Genomic DNA, 18,648 nt, shown 5'->3' on the forward strand with positions numbered 1-18,648 from the left:
TTCTGATCATCCTTATGATTCAGGTTGTAATGCTGGCGGATTATGAAATAAAAAGCAGTGCCATCATTGAATCAACTGTGTCAGCCAACGTCCTGACACTTGATTTGAAAGGTGAAAAATATGAAAACCTGCAAAACGACATAAACCAGTTAAGCCAGGTAGAAACAACTTTGGCAACTAACTGGTATCATGAACCCATGAAACTGGGCAAATCTTCTGTAACATTAAATGATAAAATTCTGGAAATGAATTACGTAAGTATTGACCCAAAAACAATTGAAACAGAGGGTATTAGCTTAAAATCCGGACAAAATTTTCCTGAAAATATGCCCCAGAATATTGAGCAATATGTGTTGGTGAATGAAGCTGCTGCAAAATTATTGGAATCTGGATCAGAGACTTTAGTGGGACAAGACTTATTATTGGACTCTGCCTATGTACAAGTTATTGGCATCATGCCCAATGAAGTTATTGACGAACAACGCCCTCTAATGTATCGGTATTTGCCAAATGAAATATCCACCCTTATCATAAAAACAAAGCCGAATACAGAATTGGCAGCGACCAAAGCCATTCAAACCTTATGGAATAAGAATTTTCCTGAAAAAACAGCAAATCTTTATAATTTAAAAGAACACCGTTATTCAGGAGCAAGCAGTGGAGACAGAATCGGTTTTTTTGGAGGCATGGCGTTCCTTGTTTTTATAATTGCCGGTTTGGGCATTTTAGGCGTAGCAAGTTACTCCGTAGAAACACGCACTAAAGAACTGGGTATAAGAAAGGTGTTGGGAGCAAGCAAAATAAAATTGGTGTGGACAGTTACAAGAAATTTTGGCATTCTTATGCTAATTGCCGGACTTATTGGTGTTCCGGCCGGCTTTTTTGCCGGTGATTTAATTAGACAGGATCTGGGTAGCAATCTGGTTAATTTGAGTTTTATAAATATAAGTATAGGTTTTAGTTTGGTTGCTATACTCGGACTACTGATTGTCCTCTCCCAAACCATTCGATCGGGGCAAATTGAACCTGTAAAAGCTTTAAAAGCAGAGTAAAAAAGGGTTTCCTTGGTGCTCGTTTCTGCGGTAAACGTGACCAAGCCAGACAACCCCAGGCAGGCTATGAAGATGGTGCGACAATCAATTCTATTCCGCGACACCATGACGACAAGGTAACAACCGACATAAGTTGCGACAAGAAGGGCACATGTTGCTAACAAAATGTTTCTGCAATGATGCGGTGAGGTGTAAGCTATAAGTTTTTTATCTTCGTTCTAGGTTTGATTTCTTGGGAGAGGACTCGGCATCGGAAGCGCACCACTGCAGAAACACAAAAGTTAAGATAGTTTCTAAACCTACCCACAGAGCACCCTATAACCAGCATTTCAATTCGGAGTTGGTCGCTATTTGCCCTTTTAGAATTTACTTGCTTAAAAATTTCTGAGTTTTACTATATTACTTTCTTATAAGGCCAAGCCGTTAGGTATAAAAAAATAATATTTTAATCAATACTTATGTTTTTAGATTCTGATTTCTATTCAATATTTGGGTCTGCAATAATATTAGTTTTAATTTTTATTATCGGATTCAAGTTTTGGGAGGGGAAAAAACAAGATGAATTAGGAAAAGCAATTTCATTGTTAAAAATAAATATTTTCTCAATAGGTTTTCTATCCATAGTTTTATGGTTTATGCTTCCTTTAACTCCCTCACTTAGAACGTTTGGGTTTCCTGAAACTATCAATGAGATACAATCAAATGAACAATTACTCGATTATTTACAGGAATATAATAAAGCAATAGTACGTACAACGGAAGTGGTACATTGGTTTATTTTCATCTTTGTCTGGGGATTTTTAACATCACTTTACTCGGTCATAAGAACTTTCGAAAGCCTGCGTGAAGCACCATATTTTAAAAATGTGAAAGATAAGTTTGATTCCTGAAAGGCGCATTAACCAGGGGAGCGGCTCCGCCGGTAGTCGGACAGGCTAAACCGTAGGTTCCCGGAGTTGCTTGTGTTATATTCTTAGCCTTTTAATAATCCATAATTTCTCCCCGTTATCCGCTGGGCCGTTATCACAAAAACTCAAAATAGATGATAACAGAAAGTAGAACTAAAAGACTGACCCAGATAAAAATAGCCCAACGGCTTAATTCTTCTCCTTCTCTTTGCTCAGTAAAACTATGGGGTTTTATTCCCTGAAGTAAAAATGTAAGTATTCCTGCAAGGTTTATACAGATTATATAGGTAAGCGTTAATAATCCAGCACCATACGCAAGTTCAAACATGCCGCTTCCCAAAAGCAATCCGGTAGCAACCATGGGTGGGAGTAATGCAACAGCTACCATTACTCCGATCACAGCGGCGGAAATTCCCCTGGTAAACGACAAGCATCCCGCCACCCCGGCTGAAAGCCCTAACGCAATATCCGCATAACTTACATGGGTTCGTGAACTAATTTGGAAGACCTCCGGATCAATATCAATGATGAGACCCATTATAATAGAAAGGCTTAAACCCAGTGAAAAACCATAAAAAATTGATTTAAGAGATCTTTTAAGCAGCGTTTTATCTCCAAGAGTAGTTGCGAGAGCCAACCCTACATTAGGCCCCAAAATAGGGGCAATCACCATGGCACCTATCACCATAGCGGCACTATTTCGAATTAAACCATTTGCTGCCACCACGCAAGAAAGAGCAATTAATACCAGATAAACCCAGGAGAAATCAACATTATTTTTTATCTCTTCATATAGTTCTTCCCTTGAAATTCGTTGAACCCGCACATCTTCTTTTTCCTCATCTGTAGTTTTGTCTTTATCTTCCTCTTCGTTCTTTTCTTCATCTTTTTGTGTTTGTGTTGGAAGGGTAGCAGATATGGGAAGGAGAACTATTCTGTAATCCTCTTTTCCTGAAAATTTTGCTTCAAGGTCCCCAAGAATTTTTTCTGTGTACTCTACTTCAGCCAAGAGATTGATGACTGTTTGACTTCCTTCAGATCTCTCGATCCAGGAATCAATGATATCATCCTCATCAATGAGACTTTCGAGATCCTCAAATCCCTCCGGGGGTAATATTTTTATAAGCCGTAATGCCATTTGTATGTAAAATTATATTATTTACGCTAATAATAATAACATATAATACCGTGCTATTGAAAAAACAACAGGGGTTGATTTAAAAGGGGTATGACCAAAAGAATATTAGGACATATCCAAAGTATTTGTATCTGAGGAAGGGGATTTTTCCAGCATAGCCTCAACTGAGTATGCTCCGGTATTCAGGAACGCTATGGCAAGACTGGTAAGCAGGAGCATCAACTCAAGGCGGATCGAATTAAAACCGCTGTCTTCACCCCCAAGAATAATGAACATTGCTACCAGCATAATGAAAGAAAGCAGATATCCCGGAATTTGAACTTTATAGCCGACCAAGACCATCAGTCCGCCTACAAATTCCACAAGGGCCACTACCCAGGCCATAATGGAAGCTAAAGGGATGCCCATATTTCCGAAAAACTGCTGTACACCTTCAATTCCGGTCAGTTTACCCCATCCAGCTATCACAAAAATTAAACCTACACCGATTCGCAATAACAAGAGAGCCAGGTCACGATTCTTCATAAAACCTCCGATTGGTTTTGTTTAAGGTTAAACTAATCTACTTTAATCGAGATCATTTCACAAATTAATGTGACTGTGAGGTTTTCGCCATCAGGAACAGGCTCACTTGGACCGGAGGTCCGGGCAGACATTCCCTAACCGGAGGCTGGGGACGAGGCGCACTGACAGATACATAGAATGGCTGTGGATTACATGAGTAAAAAGAACTTAAGTCCGTGGATCGAATTAGTTAAAACCATGCAATTCCGTATTTTTGGTTTATGCAAAAAGAACTACAGATCCGGGTTCTGCCCGAAGTGGCAGGAGAGTCTCATTTACTTGAGGAATACATTATTGATAAAGAAGGATTGGCTCCTGATGATCTTCGTTACATCGAAATCCAGCGCCGTTCAATTGATGCCCGTGCCCGGCAGGCTTATGTAAACCTAAAAGTTCGCCTGTACATTGGTGAAGAATTTGAGCCGGAAGAAATTACCCTCCCGGATTATCCCAACATGAGCAATGCCGAAGAAGTGATCATCATCGGAGCCGGTCCGGCTGGACTGTTTGCGGCCCTGGAGCTTATGGAAAAAGGATTGAAGCCCATCGTCATAGAACGCGGAAAAAATGCCAAAGACCGAATTGCAGATCTAAAAGGTATCAACGTAGATCACATCGTAAACGAGGATTCCAATTATTGCTTCGGCGAAGGCGGAGCCGGAACCTATTCGGATGGAAAGCTTTACACCCGATCAAAGAAAAGGGGGGATGTTCGTAAAGTACTGGAGCTGTTGGTGGGATTTGGAGCCGTTAAGAATATACTGGTGGAATCTCATCCACATATAGGAACCAATAAACTGCCGGGCATCATCGCTAACATTCGTGAGTGTATTTTGCAAAATGGAGGTGAGATCCATTTCAACACGCGGGTGACTGATCTGATCACAGATTCTTCATCCATAAAGGGAGTAATCATTAAAGATGGGACAACGCTTAAAGCTGACCACGTCATACTTGCAACGGGCCATTCAGCCCGGGATATATTCGAGATGCTATATCGAAAAGGCATCGAGATCGAATTAAAACCACTGGCCATCGGGGTTCGGGTTGAGCATCCGCAATCCCTTATCGATTCCATTCAGTACAATTGTGAGACGCGCGGAGAATATTTACCGCCGGCTGCTTACAGTATCGTTAAGCAAGTGGGAGATCGAGGGGTGTATTCGTTTTGTATGTGTCCCGGCGGGGTGATAGCGCCTTGTGCAACTGCTCCCGGTGAGATCGTGACCAATGGATGGTCTTCTTCAAGGCGCGCACGTTCTACGGCCAATTCAGGAATTGTTGTAGAACTAACTCCAAAAGATTTTAAGCCTTTTGAAAAATATGGTCCACTTGCCGCTATGGAATTTCAGCGCTCTATTGAGCAAAAGGCGTGGAAGGAAGGAGGGAAAACTCAAACTGCCCCTGCCCAGCGATTAAGGGATTTTATTAAAGGGGATGTTTCCAAAGATCTGCCTAATACTTCTTATGCACCCGGCATTACTTCTGTGGAGCTGGGTTCAGTACTTCCTGATTTCATTCATAAAACACTGAAAGAAGGGTTTCTTCAGTTTGATAGAAGCATGCGGGGTTATCTTACTAACGATGCCGTTGTTCATGCGCCTGAGTCACGAACATCAAGTCCCGTTAAAATTCCCCGAGATCCTGAAACATTGCAGCATATTCAGATAAAAGGATTATATCCATGTGGGGAAGGAGCTGGCTATGCCGGCGGTATTGTATCTGCAGCTATGGATGGGATGAAATGTGCGATGCAGATCAACGCAGAAGCTAACTAGTATCTACTTAATGTTAATTAACCAACCATTTTTTTGTATTCAGATTTATAACCCTATCAAGTCAATAATATTTTAGTTATTATTTAATTAATAACATTGTAAGAACATAAAATGATATTATTATGATCAAAAAACTTCAAAAAATCGGAAATAGCCACGGGATATTACTCGAAAAAGCGTTGCTAAAACTTCTTAAAGTTAAAGAGGATGACAAGGTGGAAATTATTCCACAAAATGAAGGACTGTTAATCAGAAAAGCCGGAGCGAAGTCAGCTTATGAGGAGGTAAGTAAGAAACACAGACCTTCATTGGATAAATTAGGTGACTAATGTCAAACCCAGTCTTTCTAACTTTAGAAGAAATATTATATATCCACGAGCAAGAGATAATAAAAGCCGGTGGTGAGCCAAATATTCGAAATAAAGAAGACGTAGAAGCTTGCGCTGAGGTTCCTAAAGCGAGTTTTGATGGTGAGTATCTGAATGATCTGTTTGAAATGGCAGCCAGTTATATTATTTGTTTGGCAATTAGACATCCTTTTGTTGATGGAAATAAGCGTACAGCATTAGCATCTTGCCTTACATTCTTATATCTCAACGGATTTGAAATACTAGAATCATACGAACATGAACTTGCTGATTTAGTATTAAATTTTTTGACGCATGAAATTTCAAAAGATGAAGTCGCAAATCATTTAAAGAAGAGATCTAAGAAAATGTGAGGTTACTACTCCCTCCTAAAAAATAATCAGTACGGTAAAGAAATCAAGCTGACTCGCCAACTTAAGAATGATGAGTATCAATTTGCAGGGGTAGGCTAATCGGTTTCAAAGTCACCTCAACCCGATCAGAAACTTCTAAAGCCTTTGTACTTTTTCCTGTCAGGAAATAAAATCATGTTTATGATTTTATTCAGTGATAATAACAATCTCAGTTTCAATGGGTTCTGAATGAGCTACCCTCAGATCTTCGATCAATACGGTAAACCTATTTTCACCTTTTTTAAGAGGGACTTCCTGCTGAGCTCCAAATCCGATCATCTCTCCATTCTGAAACCATGTATATTTCACTTCAGAGGTATTTCTGTTGACTTGAGGTGCGTCCAATATGGTTTGCGGATTAATGGGATTCCAATCGAGTTGAATAGTTTGTTGATCCTGTAAAGCCCTGAGTTCTTCTTTTACAGTGATTGGAAATTTTCTATACCAAATGGCTTCTTCGTTAAGGAACCAATATAGATTCAGGCTGTCAGCTCCAACCGAATTTGCTACCCATCTGTCGGTGAAATTGCCATCTACAGAAAACCTCCAATCTGAAGGAATATCCAATTCACTGAGTGTAATAACATTATTTTGTGTGATAGATCTTGGATATTCAGGATCTATTTTTGGTATGTCTTTTGGAGTGACCTCCACTACCGCTGAATCAACTGAATTTGGAGCCCCCCGTCCATCATCTTGTAATAAGGCGATGCGATATTTTTCTGCTTTTTTAGGGATAAATGATGAACCTTCAATTGGGTTTCCGTTTATGACCCATTGATCGGTTACAGGATCTCCATCTTCGTCCTGATCCGGACTTGCTCTCAAGAAGATCTCTTCTCCAACATATCTTACAGCAGAGGTGGAAATTCTTGGTTTTGGTGCATTATTAGCAAAAAATGTTTTTTCCTTTCTGACTGTGTTATTGGAGGTCGGTGAATTGTCTACCACTTCCAGCGTTACGGTATGCAGTCCGGGCTCTATAGCCTTTATTATCTCACCTGAATTATTACTGATCAGTTCACCATCATAATACCAGCTATATTTTTCTATGTAACCATCAGGGTCTAACGATCCCATAGCATCCAGTATCAGATCACTGCCTGCTGCTACCTGTTCTGGGAGTTCCCAGTTTATGACAGGCGGAGCATTTACTTTTATGGCTTTTGTTAAACTTGCTGTATTACACGCAGCTGTAGTATTTGTCTTTAAATTCAGTGTGACAAGGTATTCTCCCGGTTCCGTAAAAAAGTGACTTGTCCTGAGTCCCTGTTTGGTAACGGTTTGTGATTGTTCTTGAATTTCCCATTCAACGAAAGAGAAATCATCTTCAGCTGTTGAAGCTGATCCATCAAGGATAACTTCTTGCCCCGGAGGTATCCATTCAGGAGTTTCATATCTGGCTTTAGGCCCCTCAATGACTCTGACTATACCCCTGACCTGATTCATATTTCCACAATTGATAGAGCCTGAGCCTTCAACGGTAAGTGATACAGGAAATACACCGGGCTCTGTAAATACGTGACGAATTTTTGGCCCGGTTTCTATGGTGCCATCACCAAAGTCCCACAACAAAGAGGGGAGAGCACCGGAGGGGTCGAGGCTTTCGGAGCCGTCAAACTCTATGGCGGTACCTACACAGATCGTGGAATCGGTATTAGCCAGATTCATTTTTGCGACCGGAGAGCCTCCAATAACGACGGGGATCTTAGTGACGGTTGGTTTTTCTGATACGCCGTCGCTCATAGTAACTTTAGCATCAAAAATACCGGGCCGGTCATATACATAGGAGGGGTTGGGTCGATTTGAAGTTTCGCCATTTCCAAAATCCCACTCTACATTAAAAGGGTCGCCATCGGGATCATAACTTTGTGAGCTATTGAATAATATGGTTTGTCCGGAACAAGAAAGTATCAGGGAATCAACAACGGCTTGAACCGGCCTGTTGATCAAAACGCGTATTGTTTTTTTGGCTTCACTATTTGGCAAGCCCTGCCCATCATTAACACTTAATCCGAAAATATGTACTCCGAACTCAGGGGCCTTCCAGCTAAAACTTGTTTCAGTTCTCTTCGAGCCGTCAGGCAGAGTCCATTCAAAATTAAGAGGATCATCATCTGCATCGTAGGTGTTGGAAGCATCCAGATGGATATCCAGGGAATTTGAACGTATCACCGATTCTGTTACGATATAGGGTGTGTGATTTACATTCACGGTTCCTTCAACACTAATTTCAGAGTTCGAAACCCCTTCATTATCAACAGCTGTAAGCGTAAAATAATGGATGCCACTTTCTTCAAAGCTGATTTTAGCCTGTTCCCCTTCAATTACAGTTCCATCTTCAAAGGTCCAGTACATCTCTTCAATAGTTCCATCGGGATCATATGACTCTTCGGCGTTAAAGATGATCTCATCACCGGGGCCTATGACATCAGGAGAGACCTTCCATTTAAGAACCGGTGCATAATTTGCCCATACGTTCCGGCTCATCATGGCCTGAGCAATTTCATTACCGGAATTATCCTGTACTTTTAAAGAAATGGTATTCTCACCGGGTGAATCTACACTAATTAAAGGTCTGGGACCTGTGGCAACGGGTTGCCCGTTAATAAACCATTCATAACTTACAATGGCTCCATCTTCATCGTAACTTGAGCTTCCGTCAACTCTGAAGCTGTCTTTTGCAGCAATAATTTCAGGGAGCTCAAAATATGCTTCCGGAAACTTATTGACGACTATAGTATGCTCCCTGGTTTGAATACTGTTATTTCTTTGCTTGTTGTCATTAATGATCAATTCAACCTGGTAAGTACCGCTTTCCGGGTATGTATGAGTGACGTTCTGCCCGGTTGCTGTAGTTCCGTCTCCAAAACTCCAGATGTAACTGCTGCTTGTATCAGAGGCAACATTACCGCTTGAAGTATAACTAAAATTAACCGATGCTTGTGAAGTTACTTGCGGTGCTTCAATTCGGCGTGCTATAACATTGTTTTCCGGCACTGCCTGGCCTACAGCATCACTGTCTACCTGTATTCTGATCTGACGCTGACTGTTACTGCAGTTTGGGATATCGCCGCCGTTATTTACTCTTACCGAAATCACGTGATTACCTTCACGTGATGCTGAAAAATTAAAAGCAGGATCGGTTCCCTGAAGCTGACCATCTACAAACCAGAAATAATTTAATTTTCGCCCCGTTAGATCGTAAGAATTTGCAGCAGAAAGTGTTAAGATCTCATTGGGGGCAATGATTGTCTTTGCGGTTTCTAACCGGGCTATTGGGGGTTCATTTATAAATAAATCTTGCTTTACGCTCCAAAAGTCAGGAAATGAAAATAAATTATTAGGGACACGGACATTTAAAGTGACATTTCCACGTGAGGTGAATGATAAAGTTGGAGATATTCCCGTGCCTAATGTTCTTCCATTCACTTGCCATATAGCCGATCGTAAACTTTGATCACTTAGGTTTTGACTGCTCAGTTCAAAAGGTTTTTCCGTACACTGTATAGTTGGATTTTGAGTAACCGTAAGGTCGGGTTTTTGAAAAGGAGTGAATTCAGATTCGAAATGCCATAGCACCGGGGTATTATTCCCATGTACCGTAAAGTTATTGACGGTTTCTTCTGACCCGTTTATGGTAAGTACCCATTCATTTTCAGAATCCGAAATTGTTTGGGGAATTTGCGCCTCGTTTACCGGATATGTATTTCCGAACCGATCCAGGAGTTCTGCATTTTTGTTTTCTACCCCGGAAATGGTAAATCTTTGAACAGCACCTTCAGGTTGATAGGGTTTTATTTGTAATGCCTGATCAGCAGGCAGACCGTATAATCCTACTGATAGGTCAAAAGTTAAAATCTGCCATGTAGAAGCATCCAGTTCTGTCCCTGACGGGTCAGTGATCCTGAGCTTATAATTGTTTACATCATCTCCATTATCAGTAGTGACACGGAGTATATATCCATTTCCCTGATCAGATATTTCTCCCAGATCGACCCATTTATTTATAAACCGGTCTTCACTTTGTGCAGTTAAAGATTGAACCGGAGTGGCTGAAACATCTTTTTTAACCGGGTTATTTGAGGAAACAGAGTAAAGGTCCTCAAAAGAATAAAGCCTGTATGTAGTGGTAGTATTAGAGGTGCCATTTATTGTTCTATAGTCAGCTCTGCCCCCAAGGCCTGCGTCAAAGATTTGCACCTTGGCATTAGAAGCATTATTTCCCGGCTTTATCCATATATCATATTGGCTGCGTGAATCACCGCTATTGAAATTTGATTGCGTTCCGGATATTGTCAGATATAGCTCTTGGGCATTGCCCGGTAAAATCCAGAAGGACATTACAGTAAGAGAGAAAAATACTTTTAAAAACCGTTTTTTCATTTCGCTATTCGACAGTATAAGTTTTAGAAGAATATAAGATCCCGGTGTTTGCGTTTCTGAATTCAATTTTCAGCTCTCCGGGAACCAGATCCAGGGTAACTCCCCAATTTCCATTGAAATCGGTTCTCACACGCTCGGTTAAGGTTTCGTTGGTTATCGTCACCTCAATACCGGGATATAAATTACCGGAAAATGTAGTGGAACCTGATCTTATAGCAGACAAGGTACTATTAAGAGCACTCCGAAGCCTGAAGTTATACAGTTTTTCTTCTGTTAAACGTACCAACTGTATATTTTTTGTTGTTTTATTGCCGGAGGGGTCAGCAGCAGTGATCGTGATATCTTTAATAGTCTGGACACCAGATACGGTATAGGAAAAACGTCCTGTAGGCTGGACCTGCACATTTTCTCCTGCAACAACTAAGCGAGCTTCAGATTCTGTGGCTCCTGTTATTTGCAGGGATCCATCACTGGTAAAGAGCAGGTCGTTATGCAAATTATCTACAAATACAGGTGGTGGTGTATTATCAACAGTGCGAATTATTCTAGCAGTTTTTGAAAAAGGACCTCGCAGTCCAAGTGCATCTATGGCCTGAACCCTGACGTAGGTCATGCCCATTGGGAGATCATCCATTACAAGGGAGGTTTCTGTAGTTTGTACTTCAACCACATCTTCGGTAAAATTTGGGGACTGGTCGTATTGGATCCTATAGTTTTGTGCTCCTTCTATTTCATTAAATGCAAAAATGATCGTTTCATTATTTACAACGGTATCAATTGTAGCCCAGGTAAGTGAAGGGGAGGGTAATAGTTTAACGGGTTGCATCGGAGCTTTTCCACTTTCCACAATAGTACCTTCATTTTCTCTTATGGTAATTGAGACATTATTGGAATTTACAATTACTTCACCGTCATAATTTGTGAGTTTAACCAAGTCCGAATCGTCGGTTTCAGCATAAAAATTCTGGGTTCTAAGTTCTGAAGATGATGATCCTGCATTCAATGTATATGTGCTACGGTTTTTCCCTGCAGCCGAAAGTTTTGCCAATAAGCCACCATCCTCAAGGGTGATCTCTGTGTCACCGGCATCATTCAGCCTGTCGATGCGGGACTTTCGGATAACCGCGATGGTATTAGGTTCCACCTGAATATTACTTCCGTCCAAAAAAGAAAGCTCGGCATAACTTTCTGCAAAAGTCCTGATTCCGTCAGATTGTTCAAATAGGTCGCCTTTCATAGCATCTATCCATGAACCTAAAAGCCCTTCCCGGCGATCAACCTGCCCGGTTTTCTCCGTTAGCTGAGCTTGAACGTCAATTACTCTATTCTCAAATAGGGCAGTCTCCATACTATCCACAGAAGCTTTGAGCCGGTTTCCATAATCAAAAGCATCTTCAATGACCCCGTCATTTACTGCCTTGTTGTACTCCGTTATCAAACTTTGAACTTCCTGGTATTCATCGGAAGCAAAAATAGTTGCTCCTGATGATATCAGTTCACTTACACGGTCTTTTTGTTTTAAAACTTCGGCAGAAACCTGGGAGAAGTTTTGTAATTCCTGCAATTGGGAAGGGGTGATGGTAAACGTGTTTTGCTCTGTGTTATGCGAAGCTAAATTGACCACCAATGGCCAGTTAATAGTACTGCCGGTATATTGTTGAGCAATTTCCTGTAATTTTTCAGCCTGGAATACAAGAGGGCTGTCTTGAGCAGTAGCATAGGTTGAACAACCCCATACTATAACTAAAAAGCTGATCCATAATTTCAGTTTCATTTCGCACCCTTTATTTTGGAAAAACCAGGGTAAAGCGTGAACCTATTTCATCATTTGATTCAAGCTCTATTTCCCCATTATGTAAATTAATTATCTCTCTTACATATGATAAGCCAAGTCCGGTACCGGTTTCGCGAATGGCTTTTTTGTTAGATTTAACACGATAGAATTTATCAAATATTTTCTTTTGTTCCTCAAGACTTATTCCATACCCATAGTCCGTAATACTGATGCTGTGATGATCCGGTTTGTGACTTAACTTTATCTCTATAGTTCTATCAGGGCCTCCATACTTAATGGCATTGCTGAGAAGGTTTTGTATCGCATCGAATATCAGTTCTGAACTGCCATTGATTTGAAAATTGCGACCTTCTCTTACAAGTTTGGTCTTTAAGTTCTTTTCCTTGAGTAACGGACGTGTAATACTACGAACTTCTTCAGTAACTACCGTGAGATCAACCTGCTCAAACTCAATATTTATCCTGCCTGATTCAATGCGCTGGATGTCAAGAAACCGATTGACCAGGGTTTTCATTCGTTGACCTGATAAAAGAATTTCGTTGACCAAATTATTCTTCTCGGCCTCATTCATCTGATAGGTTGAATCATTAAGAACCTCGGATAATCCCATAATACTTGTAATAGGATTTTTTAGCTCATGGGCGATGATATTGATCATATCATTCCGTTTAATGTCGTTGAGCCGGTCTTCAGTCTTATCGTGAAGAATGATCAATGCTGCTTCTTCCTCACCCTCCTTATTGATGATGGAAACATACTGGAAATCATAATAATCGTTCTTGTTTTCGTTGAGATAATGTGAGATCTCAGAGTTATTTATCTTTACAGTGTATGGATCCGGGTTATGTATCCTTTGTTCAAATTTAGCTACCGTAATTTTGGAATGAGAAAAGATGTCATCAAGGTGAGCTTCATCAGGTTTTATATCCAGGCTTTCAAGAAACTGCTCAAAGTTATTATTTATAAAACTGAAATTTCTTGAGGAGTCCAGAATACCGATCAGATCTTCTGAATAAGTCATCATATACCTGTTCTTCCATTCCTCCAGTATGATCTTCTCAACGTTTATTTTTTGATATCTTTCTAAGGTAAGCCTGATGGTTTCCAGGGTATTCTGCATGAGGTTAAATTCGGGCAGAGCGACCGGTTTTATAGGATGCTCAAAATTTAATGTGCTCATGTGTTCCACATCGCTGATGATCTGCTCTACAGGTTTATTTACACGTCTGCTAACGTACCAGCTAAAGGTAAATAGTATCAATAAAATTAAACCTCCGGCGATCATCGAAAATACAATGAGGTCGTAAACAGGTTTTAGTATAAAGGAATCTTCCACAGCAACCACATGCCAAAGCGGGATCGTTTGAAACCTTGAATTCAACAAGAACCATTCATCACCATTTATTTCAACGGTAGATTGGTTGGAAAAGCTTGCCTCATTAAATATAGTTGAAGGAAGTTCTACTTCTTTTGAAGGCAGAATATTTGATCCGTTATCAGTAAAAATATTGGCTTCATAAGTGCCTCCAAGCGGAATGTTTATCAGTTCATTTACAATGGGGCTGGCATCAAAATACATCTCCAGAAAGAATACGCTTCCGCCAATCCGAATGGCTTTTTGAGCGATAAAAAAAGAGTTTTGATTCAGTGAATCAGGGCTGAGGCTAATTCTGATAGTTGGGTCAAGATTAGACGGATACCAATTATACTGAATAACGCTAAAATCTACTTCATCATAGATCGATCGACGGATGTCGACTGTTTCGGGAGACCCTTCCTGCGAAATTGTAATTCTCATTAACCCGGGGGTAAGGTTGAGAGTTCTGGTAACTATATCCTGGGTTTGTGCAGCATTGTTCTCAATTTCTGTGACCATGTAGTTTGTAGAATTCAGCCAGTTTCTGATGGTTTGATCAGACCGCTGAAGTGAGTACTCCTGAAGCTGGGAGACGATGGTAGTCCTTTCATTGATAATGGCTTCTTTATATTGAGGACGTACAAAGAGCCATATCAAGGTAAAAGCCAATGAAATAAGTATTGAAGAGAATAAAAAGATCCTCTTCCTTAAAGTGAACTTATTAAGCATAATCACCTAATATTAATACTTTAAGTTCATTTAAGCTATACAAACATTCCTTCAAAAATGACGGAGTAGTAAAGTGATCCAAGATAATTTTTATTAATGATAGCTTAACATTTAGATAACCTTTTGTTTAGTTGAAATGGTGATTCTCTGTTAAATATTCATTAGTAATTTTTATGCTGATTGGCGGAGATTTTAATAACAGGGCAAAACAACTACTTGCATTGCTTGGGGCTTTGAGTGACAATAATCCGGATACCAGCGTATCTGTTGAGGATCTGGTTGATCAACTTGATCTGGATAGGACCGAGTTGAAAAACTTGCTGGAATATCTTGAAGGAAGGGAGTTGATCGAAATTGTTTCGATCGGGGGCCCATTCCTTTACGGACATATCAAGATCACCCAAAAAGGTATATTAAAAGCTGCAAAGCTGAAATAAAAAAAGCCTCCTGATTAAGGGAGACTTTAAAGAAATAATACGGCTTCCTCTAATTTTCAGTATCTAAAATATTATTAATCCTGATCAACGCATCTTCGATATGCGCACGAGTAATGTTATCTGATATCCTGGATTGCACCTGCTCCAGATCATTTTGAAGCTCATCTAATTCAACCCGTAGAAATGCTCTGATGTCAGAGTTTTTGATATCCACACTGCCGCTGAAATTCCCGGTTTCGTCAGTAGTGAACAGATCTTCTATGTTATCAAGATAAATGCGCTGCAAATTTCTGCGATAGGGGTCGATGCTCGTCATGTCATAAATTTCACTCCACACACCAAGGCGCAGGTCTTCCAGCATTTCAAGCGGAGCATAAGCATCATCGCCATCAAAGATATAGGCTTCGTTGAGGCGCATTATCACATCAGCAGCCATAACGTCATTTAATAAGCGAGACTGCAATTCCTTAACTCGTTCAAGTGCTCCAGCATGTTCTATTCTTCTGAGAATATCTTTATCGAGTAACCAGTCTGGTGTAGTGAATACATGCTCATTTAGGAATCCAAGAGCTTTTTTCTGGTAATCTTCAGGAACAGGGGTGTATAGAACTCCATCCTGATCGGAACTCTTTCTTTCCTGATAAACGCCGCCAATGTTAGTAGAAACATGACCGGCATAACGGGCCCATTGAAAGACTAATTCCCCGTAAATTTCCTCCAGATCATCATACCCTTCACCAGGGGTAGAAGTCCATTCAATAAGGTTTGGAACGACCCGTTTTAGATTCATCAAACCATATGTACTGGCCTGAACAGGATCATTAGATAAATCCTCGGTTTGTGAAGAGGGATCCCAGCCGGTAGAGGAAGCGAAACGATAAAATGGGTCGTCCGCTTTTTCTTCAATCCACTGATCGAGAATGGCGTTTTCTTCTTCCGGTGTTTCAGCTTCCGGGATCACACGATATCCCCAATTCACGGCATACTTATCATAAGGACCAATTTTTCTAATAAAACGAATATTTTCGTCACCGGGTTGAGCAACGTAATTTTGGCGGGCATACTCCATAATAGTGGTAGCAATACCGTATTTCTGAGTGAACGTGCCTGATCGCAGAGAATCTACCGGATATGCCGAGCTTGATTGCATGTTGTGGGGAAGGCCGATGGCATGACCGATCTCATGGGAAATAACCCGGCGCATGGTTTCACCGATCAGATCATCATCCAGGTGAAGTTTTCTGGCAGCAGGATTTGCAGCTCCGGTTTCGATCATTAACCGGTTGCGGTAGGAGCGCATGTGGTTATGATACCAAACGATATCGCTTTCAATGATCTCGCCGGTTCGCGGATCACTAACGCTTGGCCCAACGGCATTACGGATCGTACTTGCAACCCATCGGACGGTGGAATATCGAATGTCCTCAGCACTCCAGTCCGGATCTTCTTCCGGTGACGGAGCTTCTTTAGCGATCACGGCATTTTTGAAACCGGCTTCCTCAAAAGCCTCATTCCAATCTTCTACCCCTTGTTTGATATAAGGTACGTACTTAGTTGGTGTTGCAGGGTCAAGATAATAGACAATAGGTTTAACCGGCTCTACCAGCTCGCCGCGTGCATATGCTTCGGGATCTTTTGGTTCTAGTCTCCATCTTCGGATATAGCTTTTCTCCTCGGCTTTCTGAGCATCAGAACCATAATCAATTTGGTTTACAGTGAACCAGCCAACCCGGTAATCTTCGTAGCGGGGGCGCATAGGTTCTTTGGGTAGAAGAACCATTGATTGGTTCATCATTATGGAAAGCGTTGCAGTGTGTTCGTCGGAGGGAGGGTTTCCGGCATTATAGGTAAGTACATGGCGTACTTCGAGATTTTGCGGAAAACTTTTTGCAGATTCTATATAACTGCGATCACCATCCAACCTGCGAACCTGGTATTGCTGTCTTAAAAAGCCAATGGCACCACTGATGGCCTCGGTATCGGAAGTAAAGAAATCAGTCATTTCAATAACCATCGAGGTAGAATCTTCACTTATGGCCTCAATTGGAAAAGCCGCAATGATCGGCGCGAAATTATTGGCCTTTACAGATTTAAAGACCGGCAAAGTATCTGCAGCAACCGCATTATAGGATTGCTTTCGAATAAGGATCTTGTCGTTTTGTCGCTCAAAGGTAATGACCTGTTCTGCTGTTTTTGATCCGGCTGAAAAGAACCCATAGAAATCGGTAGGCACTTGAGCAAGACGGCTAACCAACAGCATCTCACGGTTCAATAATGAATCAGGAATTTCATAATAAAGCTTATCATCAACCCAGTGCACATCAAAAAGGCCGGTATCTGTTTTTGCTTTGTCAGTTATTACACTCGAATAGGCTTTTATCCCATCAGAAGATGCCGCTTGACGTGCTGGTGTTCTTTGATTAGTAGAAGCTTCTTTGGTAGAAGTACAGCCTGCAACAATTAAAAGAGAGATAAGTGAAGCACAAAGTACTTGAGAGAAGTATTTAGTCATAATGAAGATTTAATTGGTTCCGAAAAATGAATCCTTAAAATGTAGGGTAATTAGCTGAAAGAATTCATCCTTTAACATCTAATAACATAATTGAAATATCGGAGCATTAACAAATATTCATTATTCAATTTTCCTGAAAATTACCTACCTTTGCGTCCCCAAAACAACAGCCTAACTAAAAGTTTATATCATGATTATTGGAGTTCCTAAAGAGATCAAAACCCACGAAAACAGGGTAGCTATTCAGCCCGGAGGCGTGGTTCAGCTAAAGCGTAACGGACATGAAGTTTTAATTGAAAATAATGCAGGAGTCGGTAGTGGTTTCAGTAATCAGCAATATATTGATGCCGGTGCTACTATTGTTGATGATGTAGAAGAAGTCTGGAAAAAGGCTGAAATGATCATGAAGGTGAAGGAGCCTATTGCCGAAGAATATCCACGCATGAGAGAAGGTCAGGTTATTTTTACCTACTTCCACTTTGCAGCTGAAGAGGCTCTTACCAAAGCAGTAGTTGATTCAAAATGTATTGCAATTGCCTATGAAACGGTTGAAAAAGCCGATCGTTCTTTACCTCTGTTGATCCCAATGAGTGAGGTAGCAGGACGCATGGCTGCTCAGGAAGGAGCTGTTTACCTTGAGAAGCCTAAGGGCGGACGAGGTGTATTGATGGGTGGAATTCCGGGAGTTCCTCCGGCAAATGTATTGGTATTGGGTGGTGGAATTGTTGGAGTGAATGCCGCCAAGATAGCAGCCGGAATGGGTGCAAAGACCACCATTATGGATATTAACATGCCTCGCTTGCGTTATCTTGATGACGTAATGGAGAAAAATGTTACTACGATGTTCTCTTCCGAAGCAAATATCCGAAGAATGTTACCTGATGTAGATATGATCATCGGTGCAGTACTTAAGCCGGGAGCAAAAGCTCCTCACTTGATCACCCGAGATATGCTTAAAGAAATGAAGCCGGGTACTGTTTTAGTGGATGTTGCGATTGATCAGGGCGGTTGCTTTGAAACCTCGAAGCCGACAACTCACAAAGATCCGGTTTATAATGTTGACGGTATCGTACACTATTGTGTAGCTAATATGCCCGGCGCTGTTCCTTATACTTCTACTTTAGGGCTCACAAATGTGACGCTGCCATATGCCGTTGCTCTTGCAAATAAAGGATGGAAACAAGCTCTTAAAGATGACTCTGAGTTACTGAAAGGCTTGAATATTGCCAATG

13 protein-coding genes are annotated in these 18,648 nt (G+C 41.0%); 7 read left to right on the top strand and 6 right to left on the bottom strand.

The window, feature by feature from the left end:
- Both VFM80_RS09895 and VFM80_RS09900 read left to right on the top strand, forming a co-directional pair.
- Positions 1-1,052: ABC transporter permease (locus VFM80_RS09895; protein WP_395071663.1), on the top strand; the 1,052-nt coding region annotated here is incomplete at its 5' end.
- A 458-nt stretch (positions 1,053-1,510) separates the two neighbouring features.
- Positions 1,511-1,942, top strand: a complete 432-nt coding sequence (locus VFM80_RS09900) for a hypothetical protein (protein ID WP_395071664.1) — start codon at positions 1,511-1,513, stop codon at positions 1,940-1,942.
- A 133-nt stretch (positions 1,943-2,075) separates the two neighbouring features.
- Here VFM80_RS09900 and VFM80_RS09905 read toward each other — a convergent pair whose 3' ends face one another.
- Both VFM80_RS09905 and VFM80_RS09910 read right to left on the bottom strand, forming a co-directional pair.
- Positions 2,076-3,098, bottom strand: coding sequence for a TIGR00341 family protein (locus VFM80_RS09905; RefSeq protein WP_395071665.1), 1,023 nt, complete (start codon positions 3,096-3,098; stop codon positions 2,076-2,078).
- A 105-nt stretch (positions 3,099-3,203) separates the two neighbouring features.
- The gene (locus VFM80_RS09910; RefSeq protein WP_395071666.1) at positions 3,204-3,623 is read right to left on the bottom strand and encodes a DoxX family protein; all 420 of its coding nucleotides are present in this window, start codon (positions 3,621-3,623) and stop codon (positions 3,204-3,206) included.
- A 260-nt stretch (positions 3,624-3,883) separates the two neighbouring features.
- Between VFM80_RS09910 and VFM80_RS09915 the strand changes: the two genes are divergently transcribed.
- The 3 genes from VFM80_RS09915 to VFM80_RS09925 all read left to right on the top strand — a co-directional run bounded on the left by VFM80_RS09915 (position 3,884) and on the right by VFM80_RS09925 (position 6,161).
- Positions 3,884-5,440, top strand: a complete 1,557-nt coding sequence (locus VFM80_RS09915) for an NAD(P)/FAD-dependent oxidoreductase (protein WP_395071667.1) — start codon at positions 3,884-3,886, stop codon at positions 5,438-5,440.
- Positions 5,441-5,562: 122 nt separating this feature from the next.
- Positions 5,563-5,769 carry a MazE family transcriptional regulator gene (locus VFM80_RS09920; protein ID WP_395071668.1) on the top strand — a complete coding sequence of 69 codons (207 nt, stop codon included), beginning with the start codon at positions 5,563-5,565 and terminating at the stop codon, positions 5,767-5,769.
- Positions 5,769-6,161, top strand: a complete 393-nt coding sequence (locus tag VFM80_RS09925) for a type II toxin-antitoxin system death-on-curing family toxin (protein ID WP_395071669.1) — start codon at positions 5,769-5,771, stop codon at positions 6,159-6,161. The genes VFM80_RS09920 and VFM80_RS09925 overlap by 1 nt, the downstream gene beginning before the upstream one ends.
- Before the next feature lie 186 nt (positions 6,162-6,347).
- On the opposite strand, the gene VFM80_RS09930 is transcribed toward VFM80_RS09925, so the two are convergent.
- Genes VFM80_RS09930 through VFM80_RS09940 form a run of 3 tightly spaced genes read right to left on the bottom strand, consistent with a single transcriptional unit; the run spans position 6,348 to position 14,467 of the window.
- On the bottom strand, positions 6,348-10,586 hold the full coding sequence (locus VFM80_RS09930) for a PKD domain-containing protein (protein ID WP_395071670.1): 4,239 nt from the start codon (positions 10,584-10,586) through the stop codon (positions 6,348-6,350).
- Between the two features lie 4 nt (positions 10,587-10,590).
- A complete protein-coding gene (locus VFM80_RS09935) occupies positions 10,591-12,360 on the bottom strand; it encodes a FecR domain-containing protein (RefSeq protein WP_395071671.1) in 1,770 nt (589 codons plus the stop codon).
- Positions 12,361-12,370: 10 nt separating this feature from the next.
- Positions 12,371-14,467: a sensor histidine kinase gene (locus VFM80_RS09940; protein WP_395071672.1), complete on the bottom strand. Its 2,097-nt coding sequence runs from the start codon at positions 14,465-14,467 to the stop codon at positions 12,371-12,373.
- Positions 14,468-14,640: 173 nt separating this feature from the next.
- Between VFM80_RS09940 and VFM80_RS09945 the strand changes: the two genes are divergently transcribed.
- Positions 14,641-14,904, top strand: coding sequence for a hypothetical protein (locus VFM80_RS09945; RefSeq protein WP_395071673.1), 264 nt, complete (start codon positions 14,641-14,643; stop codon positions 14,902-14,904).
- A gap of 49 nt (positions 14,905-14,953) precedes the next feature.
- On the opposite strand, the gene VFM80_RS09950 is transcribed toward VFM80_RS09945, so the two are convergent.
- Entirely contained in the window at positions 14,954-17,416 is a 2,463-nt protein-coding gene (locus VFM80_RS09950; RefSeq protein ID WP_395071674.1) for a zinc-dependent metalloprotease, read from the bottom strand.
- 190 nt (positions 17,417-17,606) lie between these two features.
- Here VFM80_RS09950 and ald point away from each other — a divergent pair.
- Positions 17,607-18,648: alanine dehydrogenase (gene ald / locus VFM80_RS09955; protein WP_395071675.1), on the top strand; the 1,042-nt coding region annotated here is incomplete at its 3' end.

The sequence above is a fragment of the Gracilimonas sp. genome (assembly GCF_035704785.1).
GTDB lineage: Bacteria > Bacteroidota > Rhodothermia > Balneolales > Balneolaceae > Gracilimonas.